This is a genomic window from Cupriavidus sp. IDO (genome assembly GCF_000812465.1).
Classification (GTDB): Bacteria; Pseudomonadota; Gammaproteobacteria; order Burkholderiales; family Burkholderiaceae; genus Cupriavidus.
Window position 1 is genome coordinate 1 of record NZ_JWMA01000041.1, and the last position, 18,695, is coordinate 18,695.

The following is an 18,695-nucleotide window of genomic DNA, read 5'->3' on the forward strand; positions in this document are numbered from 1 at the left end:
GATCGCTGCGGTCAGCGTGGTCTTGCCATGGTCAACGTGACCAATCGTACCAACGTTCACGTGCGGCTTGGTCCGCTCGAACTTTTCCTTTGCCATTTTCAGCTCCTAATGGAATTCAGTCTTGTCGATTCATCACACCACCGCACCCGAGTGGCTGCGGCGGCAAACTTTTGGAATTACTTGCCCTTGGCCGTCATCACGGCTTCGGCGATGTTCTTCGGTGCCTCTGCGTAATGCTTGAATTCCATGGTGTACGTGGCGCGGCCTTGCGTGGCCGAGCGCAGCGACGTCGAATAACCGAACATTTCCGACAGCGGGACTTCGGCCTTGATGATCTTGCCGCCGCCCACCATGTCATCCATGCCCTGCACGATGCCGCGGCGGGACGACAGGTCGCCCATCACGGTACCCGTGTAGTCTTCCGGCGTTTCCACTTCCACGGCCATCATCGGCTCGAGCAGAACCGGGCTGGCCTTGCGCATGGCTTCCTTGAAAGCCATCGAGCCGGCCATGCGGAACGCGTTTTCGTTCGAGTCCACGTCGTGGTACGAACCGAACGTCAGCGTGACCTTCACGTCCACCACCGGGAAGCCAGCCAGGATGCCGTTCGGCAGCGTGTCGACGATACCCTTTTCGACCGCCGGGATGTATTCGCGAGGAATCACACCGCCCTTGATGGCGTCGATGAACTCGAAGCCCTTGCCCGGCTCTTGCGGTTCCAGCGTGATCACAGCGTGACCGTACTGGCCGCGGCCGCCCGACTGCTTGACGAACTTGCCCTCGACGCCTTCGGCCGTCTTGCGAATGGTTTCGCGGTAGGCCACCTGCGGCGCGCCGATGTTGGCTTCCACGCCGAATTCGCGCTTCATGCGGTCGACCAGAATTTCGAGGTGGAGCTCGCCCATGCCCGAAATGATGGTCTGACCCGATTCTTCATCGGTACGCACGCGGAACGACGGATCTTCAGCGGCCAGGCGGTTCAGGGCGATGCCCATCTTTTCCTGGTCAGCCTTGGTCTTCGGCTCGACGGCCTGCGAGATCACCGGCTCCGGGAACACCATGCGCTCGAGCACGATCGGTGCAGCCGGATCGCACAGCGTGTCGCCTGTGGTGGCGTCCTTCAGACCCACTGCAGCGGCGATGTCGCCGGCCAGCACTTCCTTGATTTCTTCGCGCTGGTTGGCATGCATCTGCAGAATACGGCCGAGGCGTTCCTTCTTGCTCTTGACCGGGTTGTACACGGTGTCGCCCGAATTGATCTTGCCCGAGTAGACGCGGAAGAAGATCAGCTGGCCAACGAACGGGTCGGTCATGATCTTGAACGCCAGTGCCGAGAACTTTTCGTTGTCGTCAGCCTTGCGCTCGAGCTTCTTCTCGCTGTCGTCCTCGTCCGTGCCCGTAACCGGCGGAATGTCGACCGGCGACGGCAGGAAGTCGATCACAGCGTCGAGCATACGCTGCACGCCCTTGTTCTTGAACGCGGTGCCGCACAGCATCGGCTGGATTTCGCAGGCGATGGTACGGTCACGCAACGCCTTGACGATCTCAGCGCGGGTCAGCTCTTCGCCGCCCAGGTACTTTTCCATCAGCTCTTCGCTGGCTTCGGCGGCGGACTCGACCATCTTCTCGCGCCATTCGTCAGCGGTGGCTTGCAGCTCAGCCGGGATGTCCCGGTATTCGAACTTCACGCCTTGGCTGGCTTCGTCCCAAATGATCGCCTTCATTTCCAGCAGATCAACGACGCCCTGGAAGCCGTCTTCAGCGCCGATCGGCACCACGACGGGCACCGGGTTGGCCTTCAGGCGGGTCTTCAGCTGGTCGTAGACCTTGAAGAAGTTCGCGCCGGTACGGTCCATCTTGTTGACGAATGCCAGACGCGGCACGCCATACTTGTTGGCCTGACGCCACACGGTTTCGGACTGCGGCTGCACGCCACCCACGGCGCAGTACACCATGCACGCGCCGTCCAGCACGCGCATGGAACGCTCCACCTCGATGGTGAAGTCCACGTGGCCCGGGGTGTCGATGATGTTGAAGCGGTGCTCGGGGTAGTTGCCGCCCATGCCCTTCCAGAAGGCGGTGGTCGCAGCAGACGTGATGGTGATGCCGCGCTCCTGCTCCTGCTCCATCCAGTCCATGGTGGCCGCGCCATCATGCACTTCACCGATCTTGTGGTTCACACCGGTGTAGAACAGGATCCGCTCGGTCGTGGTGGTTTTACCCGCGTCAATGTGAGCCGAAATACCGATGTTACGGTAGCGCTCAATAGGAGTCTTACGAGCCACTTTAATCCTCTATTCGTCCGTGAGGCGCCGGCATCTCATGGCCCGCGCCCCTAACACAAACGGGCGAGATGTGTAAAAACACAGCCCGCCCGGCAACCAACAAACGCTATCGCGCGCTTAGAAGCGGAAATGCGAGAACGCCTTGTTGGCTTCGGCCATGCGGTGCACTTCGTCGCGCTTCTTCATCGCGCCGCCACGGCCTTCCGATGCTTCCAGCAGCTCACCTGCCAGGCGCAGCGCCATCGACTTCTCGCTGCGTTTCTTCGCGGCCTCGCGCAGCCAACGCATCGCCAATGCCAAACGACGCGACGGACGGACTTCGACCGGAACCTGATAGTTGGCGCCGCCCACGCGACGGCTCTTCACTTCCACCACCGGCTTCACGTTGTTGATGGCAACGGAAAACACTTCGATGGGGGCCTTGCCTGCCTTCTTCTCGATCTGGTCGAACGCGCCATACACGATACGTTCGGCAACCGACTTCTTGCCGTCCAGCATCAGCACGTTCATGAACTTGGCAACTTCAACATTGCCGAACTTCGGATCAGGCAGAACATCCCGCTTGGGGACTTCACGACGACGTGGCATCTTCTTTCCTTTAGATTCAGTTGAGAGCGCGGTCAGTTGTTCCCGCTCTCCGGCCACCAACTAGCTTGCATTCATTTGCAGCAAATTCGCCGGGTGACCACTTACTCGACGGCACGGCGCAAAAAACGCTCCGTTGTACCGCCGCCTGGTGACAGCACCATGACTCGCGCCACAGGCTATCGTTTGTTGCTTCGGGTCTTTCCGACCCAGGCTGCTATAGCTTAGGCCGCCTTCGGACGCTTCGCGCCGTACTTCGAACGAGCCTGCTTGCGGTCCTTCACGCCTTGCAAGTCGAGCGAGCCACGGACGATGTGGTAACGCACACCCGGCAGATCCTTCACACGGCCGCCGCGGATCAGCACGACCGAGTGTTCTTGCAGGTTGTGGCCTTCACCGCCGATGTACGAAATGACTTCGAAACCGTTGGTCAGGCGCACCTTGGCGACCTTACGCAGTGCCGAGTTCGGCTTCTTCGGCGTCGTGGTGTACACGCGGGTGCACACGCCGCGACGCTGCGGGCAGTTCTCAAGCGCCGGGCTCTTGCTCTTGACGACTTCAGAGACGCGCGGCTTGCGAACCAGTTGGTTGATAGTTGGCATTGTTCAATCCAGCTTGGTTTGACGAAAAACACCCTTCATCCCGGCGAAGACCGGAAAGAAAGGCAACTACGGGTTTTGGGCGGGAGAGGTGAGCGGGCGCTCTGGGGACGGGGCTGTGGATAAACAGACATGCCAAAGAGCGCGAGTTCCACCGGGATCCCGCGTCTGCCGCCACCGAACTGTCACAAAACTGTCCGAAAGGCTTGTCGGCTGCGAACCAATGGTCACAATTCCGACGGGCGAGCGAAATCCAAAGCCAAAAACTCGAATCTGGCATCCTAGCAGCCAAAAGGTAAACGGTCAAGCCAGTTTACCTGCAGCGGCTACACGGACCGTAGCGTCTTCAGGATGGCGTCGCCGTAACGCTCCAGTTTCGAGGCGCCGATGCCGGGAATGCCGGTCATTTCGTCGAGCGAGTCCGGCGCGGTGCGCGCCAGCTCAGCCAACGTGGCGTCGTGGAAGATCACGTAAGCCGGCACGCCGTGTTCGCGCGCGGCTTCGGTCCGCCAGCGGCGCAGGGCCTCCCAGTTGGCGAGGGCGTCGGCATCCATGTCGGCTGCGTGGTCCGTGCGGTTGCCGCGCGGTGCGCGTTCGGTGGATTTGCCCGGCTTGCTGGCCTGGCGGCGCAGGATGATCTGGCGCTCGCCCTTCAGCACCGCGCGCGCGCCCTCGCCCAGCAGCAAGGCGCCGTGGCCGCCGTGATCGATCATCAGCAGTCCCTGCGCGATCAGCTGGCGGAATACGGTATGCCACTCGTGCACGGAGCGGTCCTTGCCGATGCCGAAGGTCGAGACCTTGTCGTGCCCCCACTGCCGGATCTTCTCCGACGCGTTGCCGCGCAGGACATCGATCAGGTGCGTAGCGCCGAAATGGATGCGGCTTGCCTGCGCGGTGCGATAGACGCAGGACAGCGCCATCTGCGCCTCGCGCGTGCCGTCCCAGGTGGCCGGCGGCTCGAGGCAAGTGTCGCAGTTGCCACACGCCTCGCTGGTCTCTTCGAAATACGCGAGGATGCGCACGCGCCGGCAGCCGGCGGTTTCGCACAGCCCCAGCAGCGCGTCGAGCTTGGCCGAGGAAACCCGCTTGAACGCCTCATCGGCCTCCGACTCGTCAATCATGCGCTTCTGCTGCACGACATCACCGAGGCCGTAGGCCATCCACGCGTTGGCCGGCAGGCCGTCGCGGCCGGCCCGGCCAGTTTCCTGGTAGTACCCTTCCATGCTCTTGGGCAGGTCGAGGTGGGCCACGAAACGCACGTCGGGCTTGTCGATGCCCATGCCGAAGGCGATGGTGGCCACCATCACCACCCCTTCCTCCTCGCGAAAACGCGCCTGGTGGCGCTGGCGGATCTGGGCATCCATGCCCGCGTGATACGGCAGCGCATTGATGCCCTGTCCGCTCAGCCAGTCGGCGGCGTCCTCGACCTTCTTGCGCGACAGGCAATAGACGATGCCGCTGTCGTGCGTACCGTCGGCCGCCATGTGCTCCGCCTTGATGAAGGCAAGCAACTGCTGGCGCGCGTTGTCCTTTTCAACGATGCGATAGCGGATATTCGGGCGGTCGAAGCTGGAAATGAAGACCTGTGCCTCGTCCAGCGCCAGCCGCTCGATGATCTCGTTGCGCGTCAGCGCATCGGCCGTGGCGGTCAGCGCGATGCGCGGCACGTACGGGAACCGCTCGTGCAGGACCGACAGCTTGATGTATTCCGGCCGGAAGTCATGCCCCCACTGCGATACGCAATGCGCCTCGTCGATGGCGAAGAGCCCGACCCGCGTGCGTTCGAGCAGGTCGAGGAAGCGCGGCGTCATCAGACGCTCGGGTGCGACGTAGAGTATCTCGAGCCGGCCGGCCAGCACGTCGCGCTCGACCGCCGACGCTTCGGCGCCGGTCAGCGTGGAATTCAGCACCGCGGCGCGCACGCCGGCTTCGGTCAGCGCCGCGACCTGGTCCTGCATCAGCGCGATCAGCGGCGACACGACGATGCCGATCCCCTGCCCCGCCCGCTGGCGAAGCAGCGCCGGGATCTGGTAGCACAGCGACTTGCCGCCGCCGGTCGGCATCAGGACCAGGCTGTCGCCGCCTTCGGCGACGTGGTCGATGATCTCGGCCTGCCGCCCGCGGAAGGCGTGATAGCCGAAGACATCTTTGAGGATCGCCAGAGCGCGCGACATACGGACAGCGGAAAGGGGGAAGCCGGGAAAGGCGTAACCATACCACTAAGCCCGCGCGGGAAATGATTCCATTCTTGACGAAGGGCAGGCGTCGGCACGGGCGGATCAAAATCCAACACATCGTGCCGCATCGGATGCAGGACGAAAAAAAGCCCGGCACGATGGCCGGGGCTTTTCAGCTTACTGCAATGTGGCTCAGACTGCGTCGCCTTCGCCCTCCGCGGTGGCCTGCACCACCGGCGGCTCGATGAAGAGCGACTGCTCTTCTTCGGAGATCGCCTGGGCGCGCTCGCGCTCGGCCGCCTCGCGTGCCTTGCGGGCACGGTGGTAGGCCAGGCCCGTACCGGCCGGGATCAGACGGCCGACGATCACGTTTTCCTTCAGACCACGCAGGTCGTCGGTCTTGCCCATGATCGCGGCTTCGGTCAGCACGCGGGTGGTTTCCTGGAACGATGCCGCCGAGATGAAGCTGTCGGTCGACAGCGACGCCTTGGTAATACCCAGCAGCAGGTTCTCGTGGATGGCCGGACGCTTGCCCTCGGCGATCATGCGATCGTTCTCGTCAAGCAGTTCCGAACGCTCCACCTGTTCACCGGGGATGAACTTGGTGTCGCCCACATCCGCGATCTGCACGCGGCGCAGCATCTGACGAACAATCACTTCGATGTGCTTGTCGTTGATCTTCACGCCCTGCAGACGATACACGTCCTGCACTTCGTCCACGATGTAGTGCGCCAGCTCTTCGATGCCCTTCAGGCGCAGGATGTCGTGCGGGTCCGCCGGACCTTCCACGATCATTTCGCCCTTGTTCACCACCTGGCCGTCGTGCACCAGCACCTGCTTTTCCTTGGCGATCAGGAACTCGTGGGCATTGCCGTCCAGGTCGGTAATGACCAGACGCTGCTTGCCCTTGGTGTCCTTGCCGAACGACACGGTACCGGTGACTTCCGCCAGCACGGCGGCGTCCTTCGGCGAACGCGCTTCGAACAGCTCGGCCACGCGCGGCAGACCACCGGTAATGTCACGGGTCTTCTGCGACTCGGTCGGGATACGTGCAAGCACTTCACCCACGTGCACCTGCTGGCCGTCCTTCACGGTAATCAGCGCGCCGACCTGGAAGCCGATGGTCACGGAGTGGTCCGTGCCCGGGATCTTCACTTCCTGGCCGTTGGCGTCGAGCAGCTTCACCTGCGGGCGCAGGCCCTTGGTGGCAGCCGTGCGGCGCTTGGCGTCGATCACCACGAGGGTCGACAGGCCCGTCACTTCGTCCATCTGCTTGGCGACGGTCACGCCTTCTTCGACGTTCTCGAACTTGGTCGTGCCCGAGTATTCGGAAACGATCGGACGAGTCAGTGCGTCCCAGGTCGCCAGTTGCGTGCCGGCCTTGATCGCCTGGCCGTCCTGCACCAGCAGCGTGGCGCCGTACGGGATCTTGTGGCGCTCGCGCTCGCGGCCGTGGTCGTCGGTGATCAGTGCTTCGCCCGAACGCGAAATCACGATCAGTTCGCCCTTGGCGTTGGTCACGTAGCGCATGGTCGCGGTGAAGCGGACCGTACCGGTCGCCTTCGCTTCCACGCTCGATGCCACTGCCGCACGCGATGCCGCACCACCGATGTGGAACGTACGCATGGTCAGCTGCGTGCCCGGCTCACCGATCGACTGAGCGGCGATCACACCCACCGCTTCGCCGGAGTTCACCAGCACGCCGCGGCCCAGGTCGCGGCCGTAGCACTTGGCGCACAGGCCGTAGCGCGTGTCGCACGACAGCGGCGTGCGCACCTTCACTTCGTCCACGCCGAGGGCGTCGATCAGGTCGACCAGGTCTTCGTCCAGCAGCGTGCCGGTTTCGATCGCGGTTTCCTGGGTTTCAGGGTTCACCACGTCAGCCACGGTCACGCGGCCGAGGATACGGTCGCGCAGGGCTTCGATCACTTCACCGCCTTCAACCAGGGCCTTCATGGCCACGCCGTTGGAGGTGCCGCAATCGTCTTCCACCACGACCAGATCCTGGGTCACGTCGACCAGACGACGGGTCAGGTAACCCGAGTTCGCGGTCTTCAGTGCCGTATCCGCCAGACCCTTACGGGCGCCGTGGGTCGAGATGAAGTACTGCAGAACGTTCAGGCCTTCACGGAAGTTCGCCGTAATCGGCGTTTCAATGATCGAGCCGTCCGGCTTGGCCATCAGGCCACGCATACCTGCCAGCTGGCGGATCTGCGCTGCCGAGCCCCGTGCGCCCGAGTCGGCCATCATGTAGATGGAGTTGAACGACTCTTGCTTCACGGTCTTGCCTTCGCGGTCGACCACGTCTTCGTGCTGGAGCTGCTCCATCATCGCCTTGCCCACCTGGTCGCCGGCGGCGCCCCAGATGTCCACGACGTTGTTGTAGCGTTCCTGGTCGGTCACCAGACCCGACATGTACTGCTTGTCGTATTCCTTCACCTTGGCAGCCGCGTCGGAGATGATCTTCTCCTTCTGCGGCGGCACCAGCATGTCGTCGATGGCGATCGAGATACCGGCGCGCGTGGCAAGGCGGAAGCCCGACTGCAGCAGCTTGTCGGCGAAGATCACGGTCTCGCGCAGACCGCACTTGCGGAATGCCGTGTTGATCAGGCGCGAGATTTCCTTCTTCTTGAGCGGCTTGTTCAGCACCGAGAACGGCAGGCCCTTCGGCAGGATCTCGGACAGGATCGCCCGGCCGACCGTGGTGGCCTGCAGCGTGATCTTGGGTGCGAAACGGGCGTCGCCGGCGGCGTCCTTGTCCACCAGCTCATACTCGGTGATACGCACGTTCACGCGGGAAGCCAGCTCGACTTCCTTGTTCTCGTAGGCGCGGATCACTTCGCTGATGTCGGCGAAAGTCATGCCCTCGCCCTTGCCGTTGATCTTGTCGCGGGTCGTGTAGTACAGACCCAGCACCACGTCTTGCGACGGGACGATCGACGGATCGCCGTTGGCCGGGAACAGCACATTGTTGGAGGCCAGCATCAGCGTGCGGGCTTCCATCTGCGCTTCCAGCGACAGCGGGACGTGAACAGCCATCTGGTCACCGTCGAAGTCGGCGTTGAACGCCGCGCAGACCAGCGGGTGCAGCTGGATGGCCTTGCCTTCGATCAGCACCGGCTCGAACGCCTGGATACCCAGGCGGTGCAGCGTCGGCGCACGGTTCAGCATCACCGGGTGCTCGCGGATGACCTCTTCGAGGATGTCCCACACCACCGGCGTCTGGCTTTCGACTTCCTTCTTCGCCGCCTTGATGGTGGTGGCGATGCCCATCGTTTCCAGCTTGTGGAAGATGAACGGCTTGAACAGCTCGAGCGCCATCAGCTTGGGCAGGCCGCACTGGTGCAGCTTGAGCGTCGGGCCCACCACGATGACCGAACGGCCCGAGTAGTCGACGCGCTTGCCCAGCAGGTTCTGACGGAAACGACCGCCCTTGCCCTTGATCATTTCGGCCAGGGACTTCAGCGGACGCTTGTTGGCACCGGTCATCGCCTTGCCGCGACGGCCGTTGTCCAGCAGCGAGTCAACCGCTTCCTGCAGCATGCGCTTTTCGTTGCGCACGATGATCTCAGGCGCCTTCAGTTCCAGCAGGCGCTTCAGGCGGTTGTTACGGTTGATGACGCGGCGGTACAGGTCGTTCAGGTCCGAGGTCGCGAAGCGGCCGCCGTCCAGCGGCACCAGCGGGCGCAGCTCGGGCGGCAGCACCGGCAGCACTTCGAGGATCATCCACTCGGGCTTGATGCCCGAACGCTGGAAGGCCTCGAGCACCTTCAGGCGCTTGGCGAACTTCTTGATCTTGGCTTCGGAGCCGGTGGCCTGCAGCTCGGCGCGGATCTGTTCGATCTGCTTCTCGATGTCGATGCCGCGCAGCAGTTCACGGATGCCCTCGGCACCCATCATGGCGACGAACTCGCCCTCGCCGTATTCGTCGCACTTCGCGAGGTAGTCGTCTTCCGACATGATCTGGCTCTTCTTGAGCGGGGTCATGCCGGGTTCGAGCACCACGAATGCTTCAAAGTACAGCACGCGCTCGATGTCGCGCAGCGTCATGTCGAGCACCATGCCCAGACGCGACGGCAGCGACTTCAGGAACCAGATGTGCGCGGTCGGCGCGGCCAGTTCGATGTGGCCCATGCGCTCGCGGCGCACCTTGGCCAGCGTCACTTCAACGCCGCACTTCTCGCAGATCACGCCACGGTGCTTCAGGCGCTTGTACTTGCCGCACAGGCACTCGTAGTCCTTGATCGGGCCAAAGATCTTGGCGCAGAACAGGCCGTCGCGTTCCGGCTTGAACGTACGGTAGTTGATCGTTTCCGGCTTCTTCACTTCGCCGTACGACCACGAACGGATCTTCTCGGGCGAGGCCAGGCCGATCTTGATCGCGTCGAACTGCTCTTCCTGCTGAACCTGCTTAAAGAGATCGAGCAATGCTTTCATTGCAACTCCTTGTTTCGCCGTGGCACCGAACTCTCTTCGGCGCCGCGGCATTCATCCTGTGGGAAATCCTGCTCTGCTGTTGTGTCGACAGGGTGCCGGCCGCAGCCGGCACCCGCATCGGCCCGATCAGTAGCGATCGAGGTCGATGTCGATACCCAGCGAGCGGATTTCCTTCACCAGCACGTTGAACGATTCCGGCATGCCGGCGTCGATCGAGTGCTCGCCCTTGACGATGTTTTCGTACACCTTGGTACGGCCGTTCACGTCATCGGACTTGACCGTCAGCATTTCCTGCAGCACGTACGAGGCGCCATAGGCTTCCAGTGCCCAAACTTCCATCTCACCGAAACGCTGGCCACCGAACTGGGCCTTACCGCCCAGCGGCTGCTGCGTCACCAGCGAGTACGGGCCGGTGGAACGGGCGTGCATCTTGTCATCGACCAGGTGGTGCAGCTTCAGCATGTGCATCACACCCAGCGTGACCGGACGCTCGAACGCTTCGCCGGTGCGGCCGTCGAACAGCGTGACCTGCTGCTTGGACGGGGTCAGGCCCTTCTCCTTCGCGATCTCTTCCGGATAGGCGAGGTCCAGCATGCGGCGGATTTCGTCCTCATGCGCACCATCGAACACCGGCGTCGCGAACGGCACGCCCTTCTTCAGGTTCTCGGCCAGTTCCAGGACTTCCGAATCCGACAGGCTGTCGAGGTCTTCGACCTTGCCGCTCTCGTTGTAGATCTGCGTGAGCAGCTTGCGCACTTCGGCTGCCTTGGCTTGCGCCTTCAGCATGTTGCCGATGCGCTCGCCCAGACCGCGTGCGGCCCAGCCCAGGTGCGTCTCGAGAATCTGGCCCACGTTCATCCGCGAAGGCACGCCCAGCGGGTTCAGCACGATGTCGGCAGGCGTACCGTCAGCCATGTAGGGCATGTCTTCGATCGGGGTGATCTTGGACACGACACCCTTGTTGCCGTGACGGCCGGCCATCTTGTCGCCAGGCTGCAGGCGGCGCTTGACGGCCAGGTACACCTTGACCATCTTGATCACGCCCGGCGGCAGTTCGTCGCCCTGCGTGAGCTTCTTGCGCTTCTCTTCGAAGGCCAGGTCGAACTCGTGGCGCTTCTGCTCGATGGCTTCCTTGACGGCTTCCAGCTGCGCAGCAACTTCCTCGTCGGCCGGACGGATGTCAAACCAGTGGTACTTGTCGACGTCTGCCAGGTATTCCTTGGTCAGCTTCGCGCCCTTGGCCAGCTTCTTCGGACCGCCGTTGACGGTCTTGTCGAGCAGCAGGCGCTCCAGACGCTGGAACGCGTCGCCTTCCACGATACGCAGCTGGTCGTTCAGGTCCAGGCGGTAGCGCTTCAGTTCGTCGTCGATGATCGACTGGGCACGCTTGTCGCGGGTCACGCCTTCGCGGGTGAAGACCTGGACGTCGATCACGATGCCGCTCATGCCCGACGGCACGCGCAGCGAGGTGTCCTTCACGTCCGAAGCCTTCTCGCCGAAGATCGCGCGCAGCAGCTTCTCTTCCGGGGTCAGCTGGGTCTCGCCCTTCGGCGTGACCTTGCCCACCAGCACGTCGCCGGCTTCCACTTCGGCACCGATGTAGGTGATGCCGGACTCGTCCAGACGCGCCAGTTGCGCTTCGGCGAGGTTGGAAATGTCGCGCGTGATTTCTTCCGGTCCCAGCTTGGTGTCGCGGGCAACGACCGACAGTTCCTCGATGTGGATCGAGGTATAGCGGTCTTCGGCCACCACACGCTCCGAGATCAGGATCGAATCCTCGAAGTTGTAGCCGTTCCACGGCATGAACGCCACCAGCATGTTCTGGCCGAGCGCCAGCTCGCCGAGGTCGGTCGAGGCGCCATCGGCAATGACGTCGCCGCGGGCCACGTGATCGCCCACCTTGACCATCGGACGCTGGTTGATGTTGGTGTTCTGGTTCGAGCGCGTGTACTTGATCAGGTTGTAGATGTCCACGCCGACTTCACCGGCCACGGCTTCGTCGTCGTTCACGCGGATCACGATACGCATCGCATCGACGTAGTCCACCACGCCGCCACGCGTAGCCTGCACGGCAGTACCCGAGTCGACCGCAACGGTGCGCTCGATGCCGGTGCCGACCAACGGCTTGTCCGGACGCAGGCAAGGCACGGCCTGACGCTGCATGTTTGCGCCCATCAGTGCACGGTTCGCGTCATCGTGCTCGAGGAACGGCACCAGCGAGGCAGCGGCCGACACGATCTGCGACGGCGCCACGTCGATGTACTGCACGCGGTCCGGCGTCACCATGCGGGTTTCCCGCTCGGAGCCCTCACGCGACGACACCAGTTCGTCGATCAGGTTGCCTTCGCCATCGACAGTCGCGTTGGCCTGCGCCACCACGTACTTGCCTTCCTCGATCGCGGACAGGTAGTCGACCTGGTCGGTCAGCTTGCTGTCGACCACCTTGCGGTACGGCGTTTCCAGGAAGCCGTATTCGTTCAGGCGGGCGTACAGTGCCAGCGAGTTGATCAGACCAATGTTCGGACCTTCCGGCGTTTCGATCGGGCACACGCGGCCGTAGTGGGTCGGGTGCACGTCGCGGACTTCAAAGCCTGCGCGCTCGCGCGTCAGGCCGCCCGGGCCCAGTGCGGAAACACGACGCTTGTGCGTGATTTCCGACAGCGGGTTGGTCTGGTCCATGAACTGCGACAGCTGCGACGAACCGAAGAACTCGCGGATCGCCGACGAGATCGGCTTCGAGTTGATCAGGTCGTGCGGCATCAGGTTCTCGGTCTCGGCCTGGCCCAGACGTTCCTTGACAGCACGCTCCACGCGCGACAGGCCGGCGCGGAACTGGTTTTCGGCCAGTTCGCCGACGCAACGCACGCGACGGTTGCCCAGGTGATCGATATCGTCGACTTCGCCCTTGCCGTTACGCAGGTTGACCAAGATCTTGATGGTCTCGAGGATGTCCTCGTCCTGCAGCACCATGCTGCCCTCGCCGCTCGGACGCGACAGACGGCTGTTGACCTTCATGCGGCCAACGCGCGACAGGTCGTACGACTCTTCGCTGTAGAACAGGCGCTGGAACAGCGCTTCCACAGCTTCTTCGGTCGGCGGCTCGCCCGGGCGCATCATGCGATAGATCGCGATACGGGCAGCGGTCTGGTCGGCGGTCTCGTCCACGCGCAGGGTCTGCGACATGTACGGGCCCTGATCCAGGTCGTTGGTGTAGAGGGTCTGGATCTGCTTGACGCCGGCTTCGCGCAGGTTTTCCAGCAGCGTTTCGGTCAGTTCGTCATTGGCGTTGGCAATCACCTCGCCGGTATCCGGGTCGATGATGTTCTTCGCCAGCACGCGGCCCAGCAGGTAGTCTTCCGGAACGCTGATCAGCTTGGTGCCGGCCGAATCCAGATCGCGGATGTGCTTGGCGTTGATCCGCTTGTCCTTCTCGACCACCACGCGGCCGTTCTTGTCGAGGATGTCGAAGCGCGCGACTTCACCGCGCAGGCGCTCGGGCACGAACTCCAGCTGCGCGCCTTCCGACTGCAGCGTGAAGTTGTCGAACACGAAGAAGTGCGCGAGGATCTGTTCCGGCGTCAGGCCGATCGACTTCAGCAGGATCGTCACCGGCATCTTGCGGCGGCGGTCGACGCGGAAGTACAGGATGTCCTTCGGATCGAATTCGAAGTCCAGCCACGAACCGCGGTAGGGGATGATACGTGCCGAGAACAGCAGCTTGCCCGAGCTGTGCGTCTTGCCCTTGTCGTGCTCGAAGAACACGCCAGGCGAGCGGTGCAACTGGGACACGATGACACGCTCGGTGCCGTTGATCACGAACGAACCGGTGGAAGTCATGAGCGGAATTTCGCCCATGTACACTTCCTGTTCCTTCACTTCCTTCACCTTGCCCGGGTTCTCGCGATCGTTGATGATCAGGCGAACCTTGGCACGCAGGGCCGAATGGAACGTCAGGCCACGCTGTTGGCACTCCTTGACGTCGAACGGTGGGTTGGACAGGTGATACGAGACAAACTCCATACGGGCAAGCCCGTTATGGGATGAGATGGGGAAAATCGCGCTGAACGCAGCCTGCAGCCCCTCGGTTTTGCGACGCGCGGGCGGCGTATCCGCTTGCAAGAACTGGGTGTAGGATTCAATCTGGGTGGCAAGCAGGAATGGAACCTGGTGAACCGTCGCGCGCTTCGCAAAACTTTTGCGAATGCGCTTCTTTTCGGTGAAGCTGTACGCCATGGGATCTCCGAATCATCGCAGGGCGGCTGGACCTGGCCGCGCCTGAGGTGTTCAGCGACTGGGAGGGGATTTGGCGGTTGGCCGCTACCAACCTCTGGCTGACGGTGTCCGCACGCTGCGGGCGGTGTGGTCATTGCCTTGGCGCAATGCCTGCACTCACCCGGGGGACACCCGACCAAACTTGTCTTCTGCAGTCGGTTCAGAAGACAAACATCAGCAGCAACCACTTAGTGTGCCACTGATGTTTGGCTTCTGCTGAGGCAACGGAAAATTCCGCCTGCCACGCAGTGCTTACATCACATTTTCTTGTGCCGAGTGGAGAATAAAATACACTCGCACAAGCGCAAAAAGGCTGGCGCCGGGAAATCTCCCTTTGCCAGCCCCATTCGCGTGCCGCGGAGGCACGCGAGCATTGCTTACTTGACTTCGGCCTTTGCGCCGGCGTCTTCCAGCTTCTTCTTGGCGTCGGCAGCAGTAGCCTTGTCCACGCCTTCCTTGACGGGCTTCGGTGCGCCATCGACCAGGTCCTTGGCTTCCTTCAGGCCCAGACCGGTGATTTCGCGAACAGCCTTAATCACGCCAACCTTGTTGGCGCCGACTTCGGCCAGGATCACGTTGAACTCGGTCTGCTCTTCGGCAGCAGCGGCACCGCCCGCGCCCGGGGCAGCAGCCACGGCCATGGCAGCGGCGGACACGCCAAACTTCTCTTCAAACGCCTTGACCAGGTCGTTCAGTTCCATCACGGACATCGAGCCTACTGCTTCGAGGATGTCGTCTTTGGTGATTGCCATTTGAAATACTCCTAGATTTGATTCGGTATCGGTATTGCGATCGGTAAGTGCGAGGCCTGGATTGCCTTAGGCACCGGCAGCTTCCGCTTCCGCGGGAGCGCCTTCGGCCTTCTTGGCGGACAGAGCGGCCAGCAGACGGGCGAAGCCCGACACCGGTGCCTGCATCACGCCCAGCAGCTGAGCAATCAGTTCTTCGCGGCTCGGGATCGAAGCCAGCGCCTTCACGGCGGCAGCATCGAGAACCTTGCCGTCATACGAACCTGCGCGCAGAACCAGCTTGTCGTTGGTCTTCGCGAAGTCGTTCAGAACCTTGGCCGAGGCCACTGCATCTTCGGAAATACCGTAGATCAGCGGACCGGTCATTTGCTCTGCGAGGCCTGCAAACGGCGTACCTTCCACAGCGCGGCGGGCCAGCGTGTTCTTCAGAACACGCAGGTACACGCCTTGCTGACGGGCAGAGCTACGCAGCTTGGTCAGATCGCCAACCGTAATGCCGCGATATTCGGCCACGACGATGGTCTGGGCTTTGGCGACTTGCGCCGAAACCTCAGCAACGACGGCCTTCTTATCTTCAATATTGAGTGGCACGGTTAAGCTCCAAAACGATGCTTGTCCTCCGGATCTGCCGGAGTACGCACATCAGTCCAAACGAACGGCGTCCGATTGGCCCGAATCACCCGGGACAGGCCCGGATTCATCAATCCCTTCGGGTGCGCCATCTGCGCTGGTTGTCCGGGGTTCGTCATGCGTGGCACAAGGCCCCGCCTGGACGTCCTGGCCGATTAAGCCCACATCCCTGACTGCGGTCATGTGGACACCAGCGGTCTTTGATAACCAGCGGCAACTGCCTGAACACAACGTGCCCGGCTGCCGCCACTGCCCAAAGCCTTGCTCCTTCTTCCTGCCCTGCCGCCTGGCAGGACCGGTTCCGGAGCGATCCCCGCTTGCGCCGGGATCTTCAATTCGCGGCCGACCGATGTTATCGGGTCCGGTCAGCCATTGCCGTCAGCTCAGGCCGACAGCGAAGCCTGTTCCACGCGCACGCCAACGCCCATGGTGGACGAAACAGCGATCTTGCGCAGGTACACGCCCTTGCTCGTCGCCGGCTTGGCCTTGACGAGCGCCTCCAGCAGTGCGGACAGGTTGCTCTTCAGGGCGGTGTCCTCGAACGAGCGGCGGCCGATGGTGGCGTGGATGATACCGGCCTTGTCGACACGGAACTGAACCTGACCAGCCTTGGCGTTCTTCACAGCCTGGGCGACGTCCGGGGTCACGGTGCCAACCTTCGGGTTCGGCATCAGGCCGCGCGGGCCCAGGATCTGGCCCAGCGTACCGACGATACGCATCGTGTCCGGCGAAGCGATCACGACGTCGAAGTTCAGGTTGCCGGCCTTGACTTGCTCGGCCAGGTCTTCCATGCCGACGATGTCAGCGCCAGCTGCCTTGGCGGCTTCGGCCTTTTCGCCCTGCGCGAACACAGCCACGCGAACCGACTTGCCGGTACCAGCCGGAAGCACCACGGAGCCACGAACCACCTGGTCCGACTTCTTGGCGTCGATGCCCAGTTGCACGGCCACGTCGATCGATTCGTCGAACTTCGCCGAGGCGCAGCCCTTCACCAGGCCCAGGGCCTCGTCGATCGGGTAGAACTTGGTACGCTCGATCTTCGCCTTGTTGGCGGCGACGCGCTTGGAAACCTTAGCCATTTACAGACCCTCCACGGTGATGCCCATCGAACGAGCCGAGCCAGCGATGGTGCGCACGGCGGCGTCCAGGTCGGCGGCGGTCAGGTCAGCGTTCTTGGCCTTGGCGATTTCTTCAGCCTGGGCGCGGGTGATCTTGCCAACCTTGTCCGTGTGCGGCTTCGGCGAACCCTTGGTCACGCCGGCTGCCTTCTTGATCAGCACGGTCGCGGGGGGCGACTTCATCACGAACGTGAAGCTCTTGTCGGCGAAGGCGGTAATCACCACCGGCACCGGCAGACCAGGCTCCATGCCTTGGGTCTGGGCGTTGAACGCCTTGCAGAACTCCATGATGTTCAGACCACGCTGACCCAGTGCGGGACCAACGGGCGGGGAGGGATTTGCCTTACCAGCCGGAATCTGCAGCTTGATAAAGCCAATGATCTTCTTGGCCATCTTTACTCCAATCCGGATCGCTCCGCTTCGGGAAACAATCCTGTTGAGTCGTAACGCGCTGTCGCCATGCCGTCGGCATCGCCTCGCGCTCCTCTTTGGCCTCGCCTTGCGGCGCTGCCGATGCGGGCTGGCATGCCGTCAAGCATGCCGGCCAGCAAATCCTTAGACCTTCTCGACCTGGCCGAACTCCAGCTCGACCGGCGTTGCGCGCCCGAAGATCGTGACCGAGACGCGCAGACGCGACTTTTCGTAGTTCACTTCCTCGACGTTGCCGTTGAAATCGGTGAATGGGCCGTCCTTGACGCGGACCATCTCACCCACTTCGAACAGCGTCTTGGGACGCGGCTTCTCGACCCCTTCCTGCATCTGGGTCATGATCTTGTCGACCTCGCGCTGCGAGATCGGGCTCGGGCGGTTGCGTGCCCCGCCCACGAAGCCGGTCACCTTGCTGGTGTTCTTCACCAGGTGCCAGGTCTCGTCCGTCATTTCCATTTCCACGAGCACATAGCCCGGGAAGAAACGGCGCTCGGTGACCGACTTGTGGCCACCCTTGATTTCCACGACTTCTTCGGACGGCACCAGGATGCGGCCAAACTTGTCCTGCATCTCCGCGCGTTCGATGCGTTCCTGCAGCGCGCGCTGCACGCTCTTCTCCATGCCGGAGTAGGCGTGCACGACATACCAGCGCTTCTTCGACGAAGGCGATTCGGCTGCGGTGGTTTCCTGCTGAACGTTATCCGTCATGTGCTACCTCTTATTTCCAGCCCAGTACGAGCGAGAAGATGACCCACTCGATGAGCTTGTCAGCCGACCACAGGAACAGCGCCATGATCACCACGAAGGCAAACACCAGGCCAGTCATCTGGCCGGCTTCCTTGCGCGTCGGCCAGACGACCTTGCGAACTTCCCGATACGATTCTTTGGCGAACCCGATGAAATCCTTGCCCGGTACAGACACGAGGGCAACGACGATACCGAGAGCGATACCTCCGAACAGTGCGGCGCCACGTACGTAAGACGGTTGCTGTGCCAGTGCATAGAAACCGATGACGCCGGCAACCACCAGAAGCACCGCAGCCCCGAGCATCCACTTGCCGCTGGAGGCGTTCACGGTTTCAACATTGGGATTGGCCATGTTTCGCAAACGAGACTAAGCCGCGTCACGATTGCTCCTCGCGACGCGGCTGATTGATTTGGCAGGGGCAGAGGGAATCGAACCCCCAACCTTCGGTTTTGGAGACCGACGCTCTGCCAGTTGAGCTATACCCCTAAAACAACTTCGGGGTCGACGCTTGCGCCAACCCCTTCTGGCAACGAACGCGGCCGGTTGGTGCCGCGTTCGCTATCGAACAGCTTAGTCGAGGATCTTTGCCACGACGCCGGCGCCGACGGTACGGCCGCCTTCACGGATAGCGAAGCGCAGGCCTTCTTCCATGGCGATCGGGGCGAT

The 18,695-nt window shown here is 62.5% G+C and carries 13 protein-coding genes, 1 tRNA gene and 1 pseudogene; all 15 read right to left on the reverse strand.

What is annotated here, in order from left to right; genetic code table 11:
- Positions 1–96 (reverse strand): GTP-binding protein (locus tag RM96_RS37090; protein ID WP_039011239.1); only part of this gene is annotated, 96 nt, incomplete at its 3' end.
- A gap of 80 nt (positions 97–176) precedes the next feature.
- Entirely contained in the window at positions 177–2,285 is a 2,109-nt protein-coding gene (gene fusA / locus RM96_RS13775; RefSeq protein ID WP_039011241.1) for an elongation factor G, read from the reverse strand.
- A 117-nt stretch (positions 2,286–2,402) separates the two neighbouring features.
- The gene (gene rpsG, locus RM96_RS13780; protein ID WP_010810459.1) at positions 2,403–2,873 is read right to left on the reverse strand and encodes a 30S ribosomal protein S7; all 471 of its coding nucleotides are present in this window, start codon (positions 2,871–2,873) and stop codon (positions 2,403–2,405) included.
- A 221-nt stretch (positions 2,874–3,094) separates the two neighbouring features.
- Complete coding sequence (gene rpsL, locus RM96_RS13785; RefSeq protein WP_010810460.1) at positions 3,095–3,472, reverse strand: 30S ribosomal protein S12; 378 nt, start codon at positions 3,470–3,472, stop codon at positions 3,095–3,097.
- Positions 3,473–3,795: 323 nt separating this feature from the next.
- Positions 3,796–5,643, reverse strand: a complete 1,848-nt coding sequence (recQ, locus tag RM96_RS13790) for a DNA helicase RecQ (protein WP_039011244.1) — start codon at positions 5,641–5,643, stop codon at positions 3,796–3,798.
- 195 nt (positions 5,644–5,838) lie between these two features.
- Entirely contained in the window at positions 5,839–10,083 is a 4,245-nt protein-coding gene (gene rpoC / locus RM96_RS13795) for a DNA-directed RNA polymerase subunit beta' (protein WP_039011247.1), read from the reverse strand.
- 126 nt (positions 10,084–10,209) lie between these two features.
- On the reverse strand, positions 10,210–14,316 hold the full coding sequence (rpoB, locus tag RM96_RS13800; protein WP_039011249.1) for a DNA-directed RNA polymerase subunit beta: 4,107 nt from the start codon (positions 14,314–14,316) through the stop codon (positions 10,210–10,212).
- Between the two features lie 416 nt (positions 14,317–14,732).
- Positions 14,733–15,107 (reverse strand): 50S ribosomal protein L7/L12, encoded by a 375-nt coding sequence (gene rplL / locus RM96_RS13805; RefSeq protein ID WP_039011251.1) that lies wholly within the window; start codon positions 15,105–15,107, stop codon positions 14,733–14,735.
- A gap of 66 nt (positions 15,108–15,173) precedes the next feature.
- A complete protein-coding gene (gene rplJ, locus RM96_RS13810; RefSeq protein WP_039011253.1) occupies positions 15,174–15,695 on the reverse strand; it encodes a 50S ribosomal protein L10 in 522 nt (173 codons plus the stop codon).
- 422 nt (positions 15,696–16,117) lie between these two features.
- Entirely contained in the window at positions 16,118–16,813 is a 696-nt protein-coding gene (rplA, locus tag RM96_RS13815) for a 50S ribosomal protein L1 (RefSeq protein WP_039011255.1), read from the reverse strand.
- Positions 16,814–17,245: a 50S ribosomal protein L11 gene (gene rplK, locus RM96_RS13820; RefSeq protein WP_011299323.1), complete on the reverse strand. Its 432-nt coding sequence runs from the start codon at positions 17,243–17,245 to the stop codon at positions 16,814–16,816.
- A gap of 162 nt (positions 17,246–17,407) precedes the next feature.
- On the reverse strand, positions 17,408–17,989 hold the full coding sequence (nusG, locus tag RM96_RS13825) for a transcription termination/antitermination protein NusG (RefSeq protein WP_039011257.1): 582 nt from the start codon (positions 17,987–17,989) through the stop codon (positions 17,408–17,410).
- A gap of 10 nt (positions 17,990–17,999) precedes the next feature.
- Positions 18,000–18,380: a preprotein translocase subunit SecE gene (gene secE / locus RM96_RS13830; RefSeq protein ID WP_039011259.1), complete on the reverse strand. Its 381-nt coding sequence runs from the start codon at positions 18,378–18,380 to the stop codon at positions 18,000–18,002.
- Positions 18,381–18,439: 59 nt separating this feature from the next.
- A tRNA-Trp gene (locus RM96_RS13835) sits at positions 18,440–18,515 on the reverse strand.
- 84 nt (positions 18,516–18,599) lie between these two features.
- Positions 18,600–18,695, reverse strand: a pseudogene (locus tag RM96_RS37095) (elongation factor Tu); the annotation flags it as partial.